Genomic DNA, 14,556 nt, shown 5'->3' with positions numbered 1-14,556 from the left:
CTGCCAGACGCCACCGACATCGGCGGCCGGAGACCCCGTCGCACCCTTACTCCACCACGCCGAGCCGCACCGTCCCGTCGGCCTCCACGCTCCATCCCGGGTTGTGCGCGACCTCCCACAGCACCCCGTCGGGCCCGGCGACGTGGGCGTGGTAGCCGCCGAACGCCGCCGCCTGCGGGCTCTTGCGCACCTCGCCGCCGGCCGCGCGCATCCGGTCGACCACCTCGTCGACCTCCTCCGCAGAGTCCACGTTGTGCGACAGCGTGAACCCCGCCGGCCGAGCCGCGGATGCGCGGGGCCCGCTACCCACCCCGGTCGCGTCGTCGCCGAGGTCGCGAGCGAACGCCTCCGCGTCGAAGAGCCCCAGCACGAGGCCGTGCCCCACCTGGAAGAACACGATCTCACCGGGCACGTCGAGCAGCGGCTGCCAGCCGAGACCGTCGCGGTAGAAGGTCCTCACCACATCGAGGTCGGCGGTGGACACGGTGAGGAAGTCGACTCTCTGCTCCATGCCGCCAGTCTCGTCCCGGTGGCGCGGGTGCGCACCTCCACCTCACATCCGGCGGGGCTGCGTCGTCGAGGATGCGACGGCGCGTGTGCGCCCGGACGGACAGGCGAGAGGATGACGGCATGAGGATCGCAGTGGCGGGCGGACGGGGAACCGTCGGGAGGCACGTGGTGCGCGCCGGCGAGGAGCGCGGGCACGAGATGGTGGTGATCTCGCGGCGGGACGGACACGACGTGGTCACGGGGACGGGTCTCGCCGCGGCACTCGCGGGGACGGATGCGGTCATCGACGTGTCGAGCGTGATGACGACTTCGGGGAAGGCGGCGGTGCGGTTCTTCGGGTCGGCCACCGGATCGCTGCTCGACGCGGGCGAGGCCGCCGGGGTGGCGCACCACGTGGCGCTCTCGATCGTGGGCATCGACGGCGTCGACGCCTCGTACTACGCGGGCAAGCTCGCGCAGGAGCGGATGCTCGGGCCGACACTGGCCGTGCGCACGACGCTGCTGCGCGCCGCACAGTTCCACGAGTTCGCCGAGCAGGTGCTCGGCCAGGCGTCGATCGGGTCGCTCTCCCTGGTGCCCAAGGCGCTGATCCGCCCCGTGGCCGCCAGGGAGGTGGGTGCCCGGCTCATCGAGCTCGCCGAGGGCGGCCCCGCCGGGCGCGCGCCCGACCTCGTGGGTCCGCGCGACGAACGCCTCGCCGAGCTGGTGCGACGGATGCTCGCCGCCGACGGAGCGCGCCGCCGGGTTCTCGAGCTGGCTCTGCCCGGCACCTACTGGCGCGCCCTCGCCTCGGGCGCCCTCCGCGGCACGGCCGGCACCCCGCACACCACCGGCACCCTCACCTTCGACGCCTGGCTCCACTCACCCGACCACACCCCCACCCCCTGACCCCTGACGAAGGTCTCCGGCCAGTCGGCGCCGCACGACACCGCAGCTGTGCGCCGCACGCGAAAGCCCCGTCGGCCGACCGGCACGACGACAGTCATGAGCTGTGCGGGTGAACCGACGCGGTCACGGACCGGGAGTGCGTGGCGGGGGCGTGCGCGGCCCGGGAGGACGTGACGACGACCGCGGCGACCACGAGGGCTGCGGTGACGAGGGCGAGGAGGGCGACGAGGAGGAGCGGGAGGTGGCGGCGGAGCGGACGGCGGAGACGACGGTGGAGCATTCGGTGAGCTTACGTCAGGTTCCCCGCACGATGCTACCGTCGAGTCGTGGCTGGGGATGACCGCTCGTTCGAGGTGCTGCTCGCCGAGGGTGGGTCGGTGCCCGTCGACGGCTGGGACTTCGCCTGGTTCGACGGTCGTGCCACGGAGCAGCGGCCGAGCTGGGGATACGCGCGGCTGGCGGCGGCCCGTGTGGCCGACCCCGGCGTCGCCGTGGTCCTCGACCTCCAGACCGGGGGCGGAGAGGTCTACGCCGAGGTGCTGGAGCGCGCGACCCTGTTGCGCGGGAGCCACCCCGCACCGGCCCCCCTCACCGCGCTCGCGACCGAGGGCTGGCCCCCCAACCACGCCCTCGCCACACGCCGCCTCGCCCCCTTCGGCGCCGAGGTAGCCCTCGTCGAAGCAGCCCCGGGCATCCCGCTCCCCCACCCCGACGCGAGCGTCGACCTCGCGCTCTCCCGCCACCCCGCCTACAACGACTGGGCCGAGATCGCCCGCGTGCTGCGCCCCGGCGGCCGCTCGCTGTCGCAGCAGGTCGGCGCGGGGTCGAACCGGGGCCTCTACGAGTTCTTGATGGGCCCGCACCCCGTGGGCGAGAACGACGCCCGCAGCGACGCCAACCTCGCCGCCGGCGCGCGGGCCGCGGGGCTCGAGGTGCTCGACCTGCGCCACGAGTCGACCGCCGTCGAGTTCTTCGACGTCGCCGCCGTCGTGCATTTCCTGCGCAAGGTGCTGTGGACCGTGCCCGACTTCACCGTCGAGCGCTACCGCGAACGCCTGCGCGCACTGCACGCCCACATCGAAGAGAACGGCTCGTTCGTGTGCTCCAGCGAGCGCGTGCTGCTCGAGCTGCGCCGCCCGGCCGAGACGAATTGACCATCGGGCAAGATCCGCCGATCTTGCCACCGCACATCCGTGAAACACCACCCGAAAGACCCGAGAACCTGCCATCCTGACCGCATGGACGACAGCGTCACCCTCCGCTTCCTCGCCGCCCCGCAAGACACCTCGGCGGGCGGCACCACCGTCGCCGCCGGGCGCGTGCTCGAGTGGATCGACAAGGCCGGCTACGCCTGCGCCGTCGGCTGGAGCGCGAGCTACTGCGTCACCGCCTACGTGGGCAACGTGCACTTCACCGGCCCGATCGCCGCGGGCGACATGATCGAGGCGCACGCCCGCATCATCCAGACCGGCCGCACCAGCATGCAGGTGCTCGTGACCGTCTCCACCTCCGACGTGCGCAGCCGTCGCTTCGCGCCCGCGACCCACTGCATCCTGGTGTTCGTCGCCGTCGACGCCGACGGCCGCCCGCGCGAGGTGCCCCCGTGGATCCCGCTCTCCGACACCGAACGGATGCTGCACGAGCGCGCCGAGGAACGCCTCGCCCCGCGCCGGGCCATCCGCGACGCCATGCTCGCCCAGTCCTACACCGCCGAGGGCACCACCCCGCGCACGGTGTTCCGCTTCCTCGCCGCACCGGCCGACGCGAACTACGGCGGCAACGCGCACGGCGGCACGGTGCTGCGCTGGATCGACGAGACCGCCTTCGCCTGCGCCGCCCGCTGGAGCTCGGAGGCCGCGGTGGCGGTGTACTCGGGCGGCATCCACTTCTTCCGCCCCATCCGCATCGGCCACATCGTCGAGGTGGACGCGCGCCTCATCCACACCGGCGAGCGCAGCATGCACGTGGCGATTCACGTGCGCTCGGGCTCTCCCCGCACCCCGCACGAGCTCGAGGTCACCACGCAGTGCATGAGCATCTTCGTCGAGCCGGGCGACGACGGCCGGGCCCGCCCCGTGCGTCCGCTCGAACTGCTCTCCGACGAAGACCGGAGGCTCGACGCCCACGCCGAGGAGCTGATCCGGATGCGCGGGGCGCTCGAGCAGATCCCCGTCGCCTGAGCAGAGGGCAGGGAGCGGGGGCCGTCCGAGGGCCGGGCCGTCCGGCGCGCCGCCGCGTTCTGAGCGCGCTCATAGGCTCGGCCGGATACCCTCGACCCCATGACTCCCGCCCAGTCCGACAAGAGCCTCTACGACGGTCTCAGCAAGAAAGACCGCCAGGCGCTCTCGCGCGAGCTGGCGCGCATCCGCCGCGAAGAGGAGCAGCGCCGTCGCCGCCGCAACCGCGCCATCGCGATCGTCAGCGTGGTTGTGGTCGGCGTCGCCGCGCTGGGTGGCGTGGGCTGGGCGGTCTACAGCGGCATCCGCGCCACCTACACCGGGCCCCTCAACATGCTGAGCGACGGCATCGTGTTCACGGGCGACGGCTCCACCACCACGGCGATGACGACCGCCGCGATCGAGCCGGGCGGCACCCCGATCGCGAGCGAGCTCGACGAGTCGACCGTGCTGCGCATCACCGAGTACGTCGACTACTCCAACGACGACCTCTCCACCTTCGAGACCGCGAACGGCGCCGCCCTGCAGGGATATGTGACGGCGGGCTACGCGAGCATCGAGTTGCACCCGGTGGCGCAGGGCGGTGAGGGGAGCTACGGCGCCCGGGCAGCCAACGCCCTGGCGTGCGTGGCGAACACCCTGCCCGACGCCGCACTCGTGGTGCACAACGCCCTGGTCGCAGCGCAGCCCGACCTGCCCGAGGGCGGCCTCGACGACGAGGCTCTGGTGACCCTGGTCCAGGATGCGGGGGTCACCGACGAGACCATCGCGTCGTGCATCCGCGGCCACGAGTTCTCCGACTGGGTGACCGCGGCCACCGATCGCGCCGAGGCGGGCATCCCGAACTCCGACGTGACGGCGCTCACGACGACGCCCCTCATCATCATGGACGGCACGGCGTACACCGGCGCGCTCGACGACACCGACGCCCTGAACGCCTTCATCACCGAGGTGTTCAGCGCGGCGACCGGGGCCACCGACGACGGCACCTCCACCGACGGCACCGGCACGACCGACGGCACCACCACCGACGGCACCGAGGTCACGCCGAGCGAGTAGCCCCCGCCCGCCGCCGCTGCACGAGCACCGCCGCGGCCAGCACCCCCGCGCCGAGCACCACGTGCACCGCGAGCCCCACGTACCAGAGCGGCGCCCCGAGCTGCGCCACCGGATGCTCGGGCAGCGGCCCCGTGGCGTTCTCGCCGCACTCATCGTCGAGTCGCTCGATCGGCACCGGCGTGTGCGCCTGACGCAGGTCGGTGGCGACAGTGCCGAACCAGTCCCGCGGCTGCCCGTACTCGTCGACGTCGCCCGCCGCGGCGTCTCCCACCACCACGAAGGGGTTGAGCACGAGCACCACCCAGTTCGGCAGCGCCGTGGCGGTGACCTCGGTGGTCACGACCGGGTCGAGGCACACCACGGTCTCGCTCTCCTCGTCGTATTCCGAGGGGATGGTGGTGACGGTCTCGGTGACGTCTTTCACCGTTCCCACCAGGGGCGCGGCCACCAGTGTCACCACGGCGAGCACCGCGACGGCGGCGTAGCCGAGCAGCACGCCGAGAGCCGTGCGCGCGGCGAGCACCGCGAGACCCACCACGAGCGCCGTGAGGACGGCCAGCTCGAGCACGACGACCCCGAGCGCCACGACGAAGGTGCCGATCGACACCCCACCGGCGAGCGCCGCGATCGCGAGCACGGGGAAGGCCGCCGCCACGAGTCCGAGCGTGAGCACGAAGCGCACCATCCAGAGCGCGAGCACGCCCGTGCTGCCGCCACCCGGCACCGTGAGCCCGGCGAGCTCGGCACCGCGCACTCTGCCGAGCAGCGGCACCACGACGAACGCCGCACCCAGCACCAGGTACACGACCCCCGAGAACACGAGCCCCGCCATGTGCCCCGACGAGAGGCCCTCGAACATCCACAGCACCACGGCCGTCACCAGGGAGGCCGCGAGCACGACGCCGTACACCACGTACCATGCGGGCCTCCGCAGTGCGCGCGACAGCCCGCCCGACACCCCGCCCGCTTCTGTCTCCACCGTCGCCGGCCTGCTCATCCGCACCCCTTTCGCCGGCCTCCAGCATAGGGAAGACCCGGATGCGGGCCACGGCGGCCCAGCGACCCGACGGCCCAGCGACCCGACAGCCCAGCGACCCGACGACCCAGCCGCCCGACGACCCAGCCGCCCGACAGCCCAGCCGCCCGACAGCCCAGCCGCCCGACAGCTCAGCCCCTCAGCCCGAGACGCGCCACCGCCGACTCCGCCTCGAGGCGGTTCGACACCCCGAGCTTGCGGTAGGCGCTGCGCAGCTGCGACTTGACGGTGTTCTGGCTCACGAACAGGCGCGCGGCGATGGCCCCGAGCGAGTCGCCGGAGGCGAGCTCGGCGAGCACCGACCGCTCCCGCGGTGTGAGCGCAGCGAGAGGCGCGACGCCGACCGGCTCGGGCAGGAACAGCGGCCGGTCGCCGACGACCTCGCGCGCCCAGTCCGCCTCGGGGCGATCCCGGTTCGCGGCGACCAGAGCATCGAAGTCGGCCCGGGTGAGCACGCGGAAGGCTCCCAGCAGCCCCTCCGCCCTCATCACCCCGGCCGCCTGCCGGAAGTCTTCGGCGGCTTCAGCGGCCTCCCCCAGCCGGATGCGCACCGCGGCCCGCAGCACGAGCGCCTCGCTCACGACACGGGGAGGCGGCGAGGGCTGAGCGGCGAGCAGTGCGTCGAGCGATCGCGCCGCCCCTGCCGCGTCTGCCGAGAGGGAGGCGACGACGGCTCGCGCGAGGTCACGGTAGCTCGCCGCGATCGGGATGTCGGGCACCTCCGACAGGGCGGTGACCGCTCGGGCGGTCTGGTTCAGCTCGATCGCCAGTTCGGCGCGTGCCAGGGCCAGGTAGTAGGCGTTCGCCCCCTGCCGGCTCGCCGCCTCGGTGCGGCTCTGCACGGTGGCGTCGAGCTCGGTGAGCACCTCCCGCGCGTCGCCGCGGTGGCGGGCGAGTCGCGCACGCACGAGGAGGATGGCGGCCCAGTACTCCGGGGCCAGCTTGACGTCGAGCACGCGGTCGGCGAGTTCCGCCGCCGCGTCGAACTCGAGCCGGTCGAGGTGGCCGACGACGCGGCTGAGGTGCGCCGCCATCCCGTATCGGGTGTGCGCCCAGCCCTCTCCGCCCGCCGCCCGCGGCACCCGGGCGAGCCACTCCAGCGCCTCTCCCGATCGCCCGGCGAGCGTGTGCAGCCAGGCGATCCCACCGGCGGCGTTGCGCGCGATGAGCTCGTTGCCCGTGACGACCGCGAGGTCGTAGGCGTCGAGGTACTCCCGGAAGGCCGCGGGCGAGTCGCCGGCGAACTCCCGGGCCTTCGCCCACTGGCAGTGCAGGTCGGGCAGGTTCGGCTGCAGCTCGACCAGGGCCTCCTCGGTGGCCTCGCCCAGGAGCCGGCGCGCATCCGACACCCACACGACGGCGCGCTCGGTCTCACCCGCGTCGCGCAGCGCCGCAGCCCGGCTGGTGTGCTGCACCAGCACGTCGAGCAGTCCTCCCCCGAGCGCGGGCGGCGCGCTGTCACGATAGCGCAGCGGCCGGAGCGCACCGTCGACCGGGAGGTAGGCGAGGTAGTTGCGCGCCGACACCCAGCGCGGCCGGGCGAGCACCACCTCTTCGGGCAGCGCCATCACGGCGGAGAGCAACGCGTCGGGGGCGTCGAGGATGAGTGCCGACCAGTGGCGCTCGATGAGACGTTCGACCTCGGCCCACCCACCCGACTCCGGGGCCGCCGACACAGCCGCGTGAAGGCTCTCGGCGGGTCCGGCACCGCCTCCCCCGCTCGCGTCCACGCGACGAGTGTAGCGCTGGCCCTGTGAGCCGGATGAGGAATGCCACGTTTGACTAGGTAAGCCTTACCTAAATAAGCTCGAAGAGGCTCTGCCCGAGCCCGTACCGCTCGACCGTTCGGACCCATGACCTCGCACACCCGACCCACACCCCGTCTCCGCCGCGCACTCGCCGCCGCCCTCGCCCTCGCCGTGGCCGCCACCCTGGCCGCGTGCACCCCGGGCGCCGGGCACGCGAGCGCCGAGCTGCAGTGCACCTCGAGCGACGTACCGCTGGCCGAGCTCGACCTGGCACCCGACCCCCGAACCCACGTGGGCGAGTCGACGGCCTGCCTCGAAGACACCGGTATCGAGGCGGTCTCGGCCGACGAGGTCGAGGGAGGCGACGCCGCGCCGGTCCTCCCCGCCACGGTGGTCGACAACCAGGGCACCGAGGTGACCGTCACCGACACCAGCCGCATCCTCGCCCTCGACATCTACGGCTCCCTCGCCGCCACCGTGTTCGGCCTCGGCCTCGGCGACCAGGTCGTCGGCCGCGACACCTCCACCAGCTTCGAGGGTGCGGAGGACCTGCCGCTGGTCACCCAGAACGGCCACGAGCTGAACGGCGAGGCCATCCTCGAGCTGGCCCCCACCGTGGTGTTCACCGACTCCTCGATCGGCCCGTGGGACGTGGTGCTGCAGCTGCGCGACGCCGGCATCCCGGTGGTGGTCACCACCCCCGAGCGCAACCTCGACAACTTCGGCGACATCGCGAACCTCGTCGCGGCGGCCCTCGGCGTGCCCGAGCGGGGCGCCGCGCTCACCGAGCGGGTGAACGCCGAGATCACGGCCGAGATGACCGAGATCGCCGCCGTCACGCCGGTCGATCCCGCCGACCGGCCGCGCATCCTCTTCCTCTACGTGCGCGGCAACGCCGGGGTGTACTACATCTTCGGCGAGGAGTCGGGGGCCGATACCCTCATCGAGGCGCTCGGCGGCGTCGACGTGGCGGGCGAGATCGGCTGGATGGGCATGCGCCCGATGACGGCCGAGGCCCTCGTGAAGGCGCAGCCCGACATCCTGCTCATGATGACCAAGGGCCTCGAGTCGGTGGGCGGCGTCGACGGTCTGCTGGAGCGCATCCCGGCGGTCGCCGAGACGCCGGCCGGCCAGAACCGCCGCATCGTCGACATGAGCGACTACGAGATCATGAGCTTCGGCCCGCGCACCGCCGCGGTGCTCGATGCGCTCGCCCGCGCCATCTACGCCCCGGATGCGTCGGGCCCGGTCACCACCGAGGACGCGGTCTCCCCGTGACCCTCACCGAACGGAAGGCCGAGCCGGGCACCGGGGGCGCGAGCAGCGAGCCCCGGAAGGCCACGGCGAAGAGCCGGATGCGCGTGCGCCGCGCCGTTCTCTTCACCGTGCTCGGCGCGCTGCTGGTGGTCGCGGCCCTCGTGGCGGCCGGCACCGGTCAACTCGGCGTAGCTCCCGACGAGGTGCTCGGCTCGATCATGAACCGCTTGGGCATCACCCTCTGGCCGATGCCCTCGCACCCGAACGGCGACAGCGCGCTGTGGACCATCCGGTTCCCCCGCGTCGCCCTCGCCATCCTGGTCGGAGCTGCGCTCGCGGCGGCGGGCATGATCATGCAGGCGATCTTCGGCAACCCGCTCGCCGAGCCCGGCGTGGTGGGGGTGAGCTCGGGGGCGGCTCTCGGCGCCTCGGCCGCCATCGTGTTCGGCGCGAACTTCCTCGGCGACTGGAGCATCGCGGTCGCCGCGTTCGGCGCGGGCCTCCTGGCGACCCTGCTCGTCTACGGGGTGTCGCGGGCCAACGGCAAGACCGAGGTGGTGACGCTGGTGCTCACGGGCATCGCGGTCAACGCCTTCGCGGGCGCGGGGCTCGCGCTGTTCATGTTCCTCGCCGACACGCAGTCGCGCGAGGCGATCGTGTTCTGGCAGCTCGGCAGCCTCAACGGCGCCCGCTGGCCCGACGTGTTCGTGGTGCTGCCCGTGGTGGCCGTGGGCGTGACCGCGGCGCTGCTGCTGTCGCGCCGCTACGACCTGCTGTCGCTCGGCGAGAAGTCGGCCAGGCACCTCGGCGTGAACGTGGAGGCGCTCCGCATCGGCTCCATCGTGCTGGTCGCGCTGCTCACCGGCGCGGCGGTGGCGTTCTGCGGCATCATCGCGTTCGTCGGGCTCGTCATCCCGCACCTCATGCGCATGATCATCGGGCCGGCGCACCTGCCCCTGCTCATCGCCTCCACCCTCGGCGGCGCCCTGCTGCTGGTCTCGGCCGACCTGGTGGCCCGCACCGCCGTGCCCATGGCCGACCTCCCCATCGGCATGCTCACCTCGCTCATCGGCGGGCCGTTCTTCTTCTGGCTGCTGCGCCGCACCCGCAAGCGGGCGGGGGGCTGGGGATGAGCGGGGCCGGCACCGCTCCCGCGCTACGGGTGAGCGCGGCGGGCGTCGAGATCGACGGCACCCGCATCCTCACCGACGTGTCGTTCTCGGCCCACGCCGGCGAGGTGGTGGCGCTCATCGGCCCCAACGGGGCGGGCAAGTCGACGCTGCTCTCGGTGGTCACCGGCGACCAGGCCTCCACCGGGTCGGTGGAGATCGCGGGCCGCGCCCTCGGCGACTGGAGCCTCAAGGAGCTCGGCCGCCGCCGGGCGGTGCTGCTGCAGCAGACCGGGGTGTTCTTCCCCTTCACCGTGCGCGAGGTCGTCGAGATGGGCCGGGCGCCGTGGCAGGGCACGCCCCGCGACCTCGACGACGACCGGGTGGTGGAGGAGTCGATCGAGCTCACCGAGATGACGCGGTTCCGCGACCGTGCCGTGCCCTCCCTCTCGGGCGGCGAGCGCGCGCGGGCGTCGCTGGCGCGCATCCTGGCCCAGGAGACCGGCATCCTGCTGCTCGACGAGCCCACCGCCGCCCTCGACCTCCGGCACCAGGAGGACGTGCTGCGCATCAGCCGCGACCGCGCCCGCGCGGGCGACTGCGTCGTGGTGGTGCTGCACGACCTCTCGCTCGCGGCGGCCTACGCCGACCGCATCGTGCTCATCGACGGGGGTTCCGTCGTGGCCGACGGGCCACCGGATGCGGTGCTCACCGCGCCGCTGCTGAGCCACGTCTACGAACTGCCGGTGGAGGTGATGCGGCACCCCGTGACGGGTACCGCCATCGTGCTGCCGCTGCGCGCCGCGCCCGACGCGGTCGGCGCGCCCGCCCCCACCGTGTCCGCATCCGTTCCACCCCGGGAGACCGCATGACCGCCACCGCATCCGCCACCGCCCCCGCCCGCTTCGCACGCCGCTCGGGCCGCCGCGCACTACGTCTCGTTCTGGCGGCCTCGGTCGCCCTCGCCGCGGCGGCCGTGTCGCTCGTGGCAGCGCCGGCCCCGGCCGCGCACGCCGCGGGGAGCGTGTCGGTGACCGTGAAGGACCAGCCGGAGCTCGTCGGCGTGGCCGACCCCGACTACCTCACCGAGGTCACCGTGACGGGCACGGGGTTCCAGTCGATCCCGAGCGGGTTCGGCGGCATCTACGTGTTCTTCGGCTGGGTGTCGGGCGACGGCTGGGCGCCGAGCCAGGGCGGCGCCACCGGCTCGACCTACCGCTACGTCTCCGACGACGAGACCAACCCCGTGGGGTACCAGCTGTTCGTGTCGTTCCCGGGAAGCTCGACCGAGTACGCCGCGAACGGCGGCGAGGTGGCGGCCGACGGCACCTGGTCGGCGACCATGCGCATCCCGGGCGCCGTGTTCGAGTCGTACGACCGCGAGGGCAACGTCACCACCGTCGACTGCCTGGTGAGCCAGTGCGGCATCATCACCATCGGCGCGCACGGCGTGGTGAACCCGAGCAACGAGACCTTCACGCCGATCAGCTTCCAGAGCCTCTACTCCGACGACGCCGCCGCGCAGGCCGCAGCCGCCGCCCAGGCCGCGGCCGACGCGCAGGCGGCCGCCGACGCGCAGGCCGCAGCGGATGCGGCCGCCGCCGACGTTCCCGCCCCGGTCACCACCACCGTCATCGCCGCGCCGGCCGCTTCGCCCGACGACACGAACCTGGTGCCCATCCTGCTGGGCGCGGTGGCCGGTGTGGGCGTGCTGGCGATCGCCGCGATCGCCTTCCTCGTGTGGGCCGTGCTCAGCTCGCGCAAGCGAGCCCTGGCCGCTGCAGCGCCCGCTACCGGGCCCGCCGCCGCCACCGCACCTCCGGCCGAGCCGAAGGCCTGACGTGACGAGCCCGCTCAGAACGAGGCGACCCCGGATGCGCGGGGCGGCGACGGTGATCGCCGCGGCCGTGCTCGCCGGTGCGCTTCTGCTCCCGGCCGCTCCGGCGCTCGCGGCCGCCGGCGAGATCACGCCGGAGCCCACCGCCACCTCGGAGCCCGCCTCGACCCCTGAGCCGTCCGCATCCGCCGAACCCGTCTCGCCGGAGGGATCCGAGCCGGAGGGATCCGAGCCGGAGGGATCCGAGCCGGAGCCCGAATCCACCGCCCCCTCGGAGCCGGTCTCCACGCCCGACCCGACGGCGACTCCCGCACCCACGGCGACTCCGGAGCCCATCCCCTCGGCCTCCCCCGCCCCCGGCGAAAACCCTGCGCTGCCCGCGATCGACCCCACCCCGCTGCCCGCCTCCACCTGGCAGGCCACCACCGCCCCGACCGCGGGCACCGTGCTCCTGCAGAGCGACCCCGCGGGCATCGACTACGGCGTCGACATCGCCTGGGCTCCCTCCGCCGAGCAGTCCTCGGAGGCCGTCGGCTACCGCGTCGAGCTCTTCTCGGGCCGCAACCCCGACAACGCGAACACCCTCATCTCCCGGGTCGAGGTGGATGCCGACACCCTGAGGTACCGCGTGGAGGGCGTCGCCTTCGGCTCCGCCACGGTCGTCGCCCGGGTCACCGTGCTCGACGGCGCCGCCGCCGTGGGCGACCGCCTCGTGAGCACACCCCTCACCCTTCCCCCGTCGAGCACGGGGGTGCTCTCCTCCGTCGGCGTCGACGCGCCCACCCTCTCCGGGCCGACCGCGGACGGCCTCACCGTCACCTGGAACGCTGCCGACGACAGCGCCTCCCCCGCTCCCGCCGGCTACGCCCTGCGCGTGCTGGAACGCCGCCACGACCAGCTGGCCACGAGCGCGAACTCGTACCTGGTCGGCACCTACGACGTCGGCACCCCCGTCACGGGCGGCGACGGCACGCTCTCAGCCGAGCTCACGGGCCTCGAAGGCTCGAGCCGCTACCTGGTGGCGGTCGTGCCCTACGACGTGGTCGACGGCGTGCTGCGCTTCCGCGGCAGCTCCGCCACCAGCACGCCCCCGCCGTCGTGGGCCGCCGACTACCTGGCGCAGACACTCGGCTCGCGGGCACCGCTGACGGAGTTCTCGAACCGGCCCGCGACGCCCGAGGCCACCTCGGCGCGCGTGGTCTCCTGGAGCGGCACGGCCACAACCGGGCGTTACACCGGGGGCTCGCCCGTGACCGGCTACGTGGTCGAGCTGCACGCCGCCGGCACCGGCCTCGTGACGAGCCAGACCGTGACCGTGACCGACGCCGCCGAGGCGCCGGCAACCGTGTTCCGGGGCCTGCAGCCGGGTGCCCGCTACTCGGTGCGGGTCGCCGCGGTGAACGCCGACGGCGTCGGCGAGCTCTCCGACTTCAGCGCCACCGTCACGACACCGACCGCCTCCGACCCTGGGAGCCGACCGCCGGCCTACGCCGACCGCGCGGCGGTCGCCGCCGCTGTGGGCGACGGGTCGCTGCAGGAGGCCGCGTCCGTCACCGTGCAGAAGGGCACCGCGCTCGCGGTCGACGTCCCTTGGACCGGTGCGCAGTCGGGCGAGGCCTGGTGGTACGGCGACGCCGTCTTCGCGCGCACGGTGACCACCCCCGTATCCGGCACCACCTCCGTCGAGGTCGACACCTCGGCACTCGCGGTCGGCACCCAGTGGCTGCTGCTCGTGAGCGACGACGAGCTCGACGGCCGCGCCGCGCCCACCGGGGCGCCCCCGGTCGTGGTGCGGGTCGAGGTCACCGCCCCCGCGAACAGCACGCTGCAGCTCGAGAACGCGGTGCTGCGCTGGGGCCTCAACGACGAGAGCAACAACGGCGCCTACTTCGGTGGCTGCAACTTCCTCTCGGCGGGCCTCACCCCCGACCCGGGTGGCTCGGCGCTGTTCGCTCCGGCGCAGTACTCGGCCAAGAGCGGCACCGTGAGCATCGAGAAGCCGGATGCGAGCGGCGCGTACGTGCCCGCATCCTGGGACACCAAGTGCCTCGACCGCACAGGCACACCTCTCAGCTCGGGCACCTCGACCCCCTACGGCGGCAACCAGTTCGTCATGACCGGCGGCACCGGCGAGGTCGACCGCGCCACCGGTTCGGCGAGCATCCGCTGGGACGGCGACGTGACCGTGGTGTACTACGGCGGCCTCACCTTCTGGTACCTCAGCGACCCGGTGCTGACCGTGGAGAACGGCGTCGGCACCCTCACGGCCACGGGCAGCGGCTTCGGCACCGACATGGACGACCAGACCAAGTGGCAGCCCATCGCGCCCCGCACCATCACCCTCGCCACCTTCTCGGGTGTGCAGGTGGGTGCCGACGGCTTCACGGTCACCCCCGACTACCGCGGCGTGGCGGTCTCCCTCCCGGCCGACGCCACCCCGCAGTCGCGCACCGGTGCCGACTGGGGGTCGTTCCCCCAGTCGTTCGTCGACTTCCAGCGCGCCACCGGCCAGGCGGCCTACTGGTACTCCAGCGGGGGACAGGCGGATGCGGCCAAGCCGGCCACCCCGTTCGTGGTCGGTTACGACGCGGCCACCTTCACGGCCCCGGCGGCCGAGACCCCCGCGGCCACCGAGCAGGCCGGGGCCCGTGTGCCCTCGGCGAAGCTGCCTCCCGCGCGCGTTCCGGTGGTCGTGGCACCCGTGACCGCGGCGACGGCGCTGGCGAGCGGAGCGGCGACGGCGGGAGCGTCGGTGGTGATCGTGGAGTCGGCCTCGGCGAGCGCCCTCGGCGAGACGGAGCTCGTTCTGCTGCTCGCGCTCATCGCGGCGCTGGGCCTGATCGTCGTGGTGGTGGGCGCCGGTGGAGGCGCCGTGGTGCTGCTGGAACGCAGGAACCCGGGGCGCTGACGGACCGCATCCGATCGGACCGCGCAG

The 14,556-nt window shown here is 73.6% G+C and carries 13 protein-coding genes; 9 read left to right on the top strand and 4 right to left on the bottom strand.

The features are described from left to right. Positions 1 to 46: 46 nt before the first annotated feature. Positions 47 to 511 carry a VOC family protein gene (locus N1031_RS09645; protein WP_259479416.1) on the bottom strand — a complete coding sequence of 155 codons (465 nt, stop codon included), beginning with the start codon at positions 509 to 511 and terminating at the stop codon, positions 47 to 49. A gap of 119 nt (positions 512 to 630) precedes the next feature. On the opposite strand from N1031_RS09645, the gene N1031_RS09640 reads away from it, so the two are divergent. Beyond that, positions 631 to 1,398: an SDR family oxidoreductase gene (locus N1031_RS09640; protein WP_259479415.1), complete on the top strand. Its 768-nt coding sequence runs from the start codon at positions 631 to 633 to the stop codon at positions 1,396 to 1,398. Positions 1,399 to 1,492: 94 nt separating this feature from the next. On the opposite strand, the gene N1031_RS09635 is transcribed toward N1031_RS09640, so the two are convergent. Further along, positions 1,493 to 1,678: a hypothetical protein gene (locus N1031_RS09635; protein ID WP_259479414.1), complete on the bottom strand. Its 186-nt coding sequence runs from the start codon at positions 1,676 to 1,678 to the stop codon at positions 1,493 to 1,495. Between the two features lie 46 nt (positions 1,679 to 1,724). Between N1031_RS09635 and N1031_RS09630 the strand changes: the two genes are divergently transcribed. The 3 genes from N1031_RS09630 (at position 1,725) to N1031_RS09620 (ending at position 4,634) form a co-directional block, all read left to right on the top strand. After that, positions 1,725 to 2,552: a class I SAM-dependent methyltransferase gene (locus tag N1031_RS09630; RefSeq protein WP_259479413.1), complete on the top strand. Its 828-nt coding sequence runs from the start codon at positions 1,725 to 1,727 to the stop codon at positions 2,550 to 2,552. An 84-nt stretch (positions 2,553 to 2,636) separates the two neighbouring features. After that, positions 2,637 to 3,578 (top strand): acyl-CoA thioesterase, encoded by a 942-nt coding sequence (locus tag N1031_RS09625; RefSeq protein ID WP_259479412.1) that lies wholly within the window; start codon positions 2,637 to 2,639, stop codon positions 3,576 to 3,578. 99 nt (positions 3,579 to 3,677) lie between these two features. Further along, a complete protein-coding gene (locus N1031_RS09620; RefSeq protein ID WP_259479411.1) occupies positions 3,678 to 4,634 on the top strand; it encodes a DsbA family protein in 957 nt (318 codons plus the stop codon). Here the strand turns inward: N1031_RS09620 and N1031_RS09615 are convergent. Together N1031_RS09615 and N1031_RS09610 are read right to left on the bottom strand one after the other, a co-directional pair. After that, a complete protein-coding gene (locus tag N1031_RS09615) occupies positions 4,618 to 5,631 on the bottom strand; it encodes a hypothetical protein (protein WP_259479410.1) in 1,014 nt (337 codons plus the stop codon). The two genes, N1031_RS09620 and N1031_RS09615, sit on opposite strands and share 17 nt — an antisense overlap. Before the next feature lie 170 nt (positions 5,632 to 5,801). After that, positions 5,802 to 7,400: a LuxR family transcriptional regulator gene (locus tag N1031_RS09610; protein WP_259479409.1), complete on the bottom strand. Its 1,599-nt coding sequence runs from the start codon at positions 7,398 to 7,400 to the stop codon at positions 5,802 to 5,804. Between the two features lie 123 nt (positions 7,401 to 7,523). On the opposite strand from N1031_RS09610, the gene N1031_RS09605 reads away from it, so the two are divergent. The 5 genes from N1031_RS09605 to N1031_RS09585 all read left to right on the top strand — a co-directional run bounded on the left by N1031_RS09605 (position 7,524) and on the right by N1031_RS09585 (position 14,529). Next, positions 7,524 to 8,696: a heme/hemin ABC transporter substrate-binding protein gene (locus tag N1031_RS09605; RefSeq protein WP_259479408.1), complete on the top strand. Its 1,173-nt coding sequence runs from the start codon at positions 7,524 to 7,526 to the stop codon at positions 8,694 to 8,696. A gap of 77 nt (positions 8,697 to 8,773) precedes the next feature. Further along, complete coding sequence (locus N1031_RS09600) at positions 8,774 to 9,808, top strand: FecCD family ABC transporter permease (protein ID WP_259479614.1); 1,035 nt, start codon at positions 8,774 to 8,776, stop codon at positions 9,806 to 9,808. Further along, positions 9,805 to 10,656 (top strand): heme ABC transporter ATP-binding protein, encoded by an 852-nt coding sequence (locus N1031_RS09595; RefSeq protein ID WP_259479407.1) that lies wholly within the window; start codon positions 9,805 to 9,807, stop codon positions 10,654 to 10,656. Before N1031_RS09600 ends, N1031_RS09595 begins: the two co-directional genes overlap by 4 nt. Continuing rightward, complete coding sequence (locus N1031_RS09590; protein ID WP_259479406.1) at positions 10,653 to 11,624, top strand: hypothetical protein; 972 nt, start codon at positions 10,653 to 10,655, stop codon at positions 11,622 to 11,624. The genes N1031_RS09595 and N1031_RS09590 overlap by 4 nt, the downstream gene beginning before the upstream one ends. A gap of 34 nt (positions 11,625 to 11,658) precedes the next feature. Further along, the gene (locus N1031_RS09585; RefSeq protein WP_259479405.1) at positions 11,659 to 14,529 is read left to right on the top strand and encodes a fibronectin type III domain-containing protein; all 2,871 of its coding nucleotides are present in this window, start codon (positions 11,659 to 11,661) and stop codon (positions 14,527 to 14,529) included. Positions 14,530 to 14,556: the final 27 nt, after the last annotated feature.

The organism is Herbiconiux moechotypicola (assembly GCF_024979255.1).
Taxonomy (GTDB): Bacteria; Actinomycetota; Actinomycetes; order Actinomycetales; family Microbacteriaceae; genus Herbiconiux; species Herbiconiux moechotypicola.
Note: the sequence above shows the minus strand (reverse complement) of the source record. Positions and strands in the feature narration are given on the sequence as shown.

Excerpts from the sequence above, each read along its gene's own strand:
- N1031_RS09615 (WP_259479410.1), bottom strand. The coding sequence starts at position 5,631 with ATGAGCAGGCCGGCGACGGTGGAGACAGAAGCGGGCGGGGTGTCGGGC.
- N1031_RS09590 (WP_259479406.1), top strand. The coding sequence starts at position 10,653 with ATGACCGCCACCGCATCCGCCACCGCCCCCGCCCGCTTCGCACGCCGC.
- N1031_RS09605 (WP_259479408.1), top strand. The coding sequence starts at position 7,524 with ATGACCTCGCACACCCGACCCACACCCCGTCTCCGCCGCGCACTCGCC.
- N1031_RS09595 (WP_259479407.1), top strand. The coding sequence starts at position 9,805 with ATGAGCGGGGCCGGCACCGCTCCCGCGCTACGGGTGAGCGCGGCGGGC.
- N1031_RS09625 (WP_259479412.1), top strand. The coding sequence starts at position 2,637 with ATGGACGACAGCGTCACCCTCCGCTTCCTCGCCGCCCCGCAAGACACC.
- N1031_RS09635 (WP_259479414.1), bottom strand. The coding sequence starts at position 1,678 with ATGCTCCACCGTCGTCTCCGCCGTCCGCTCCGCCGCCACCTCCCGCTC.
- N1031_RS09645 (WP_259479416.1), bottom strand. The coding sequence starts at position 511 with ATGGAGCAGAGAGTCGACTTCCTCACCGTGTCCACCGCCGACCTCGAT.
- N1031_RS09620 (WP_259479411.1), top strand. The coding sequence starts at position 3,678 with ATGACTCCCGCCCAGTCCGACAAGAGCCTCTACGACGGTCTCAGCAAG.
- N1031_RS09585 (WP_259479405.1), top strand. The coding sequence starts at position 11,659 with ATGCGCGGGGCGGCGACGGTGATCGCCGCGGCCGTGCTCGCCGGTGCG.
- N1031_RS09600 (WP_259479614.1), top strand. The coding sequence starts at position 8,774 with ATGCGCGTGCGCCGCGCCGTTCTCTTCACCGTGCTCGGCGCGCTGCTG.
- N1031_RS09640 (WP_259479415.1), top strand. The coding sequence starts at position 631 with ATGAGGATCGCAGTGGCGGGCGGACGGGGAACCGTCGGGAGGCACGTG.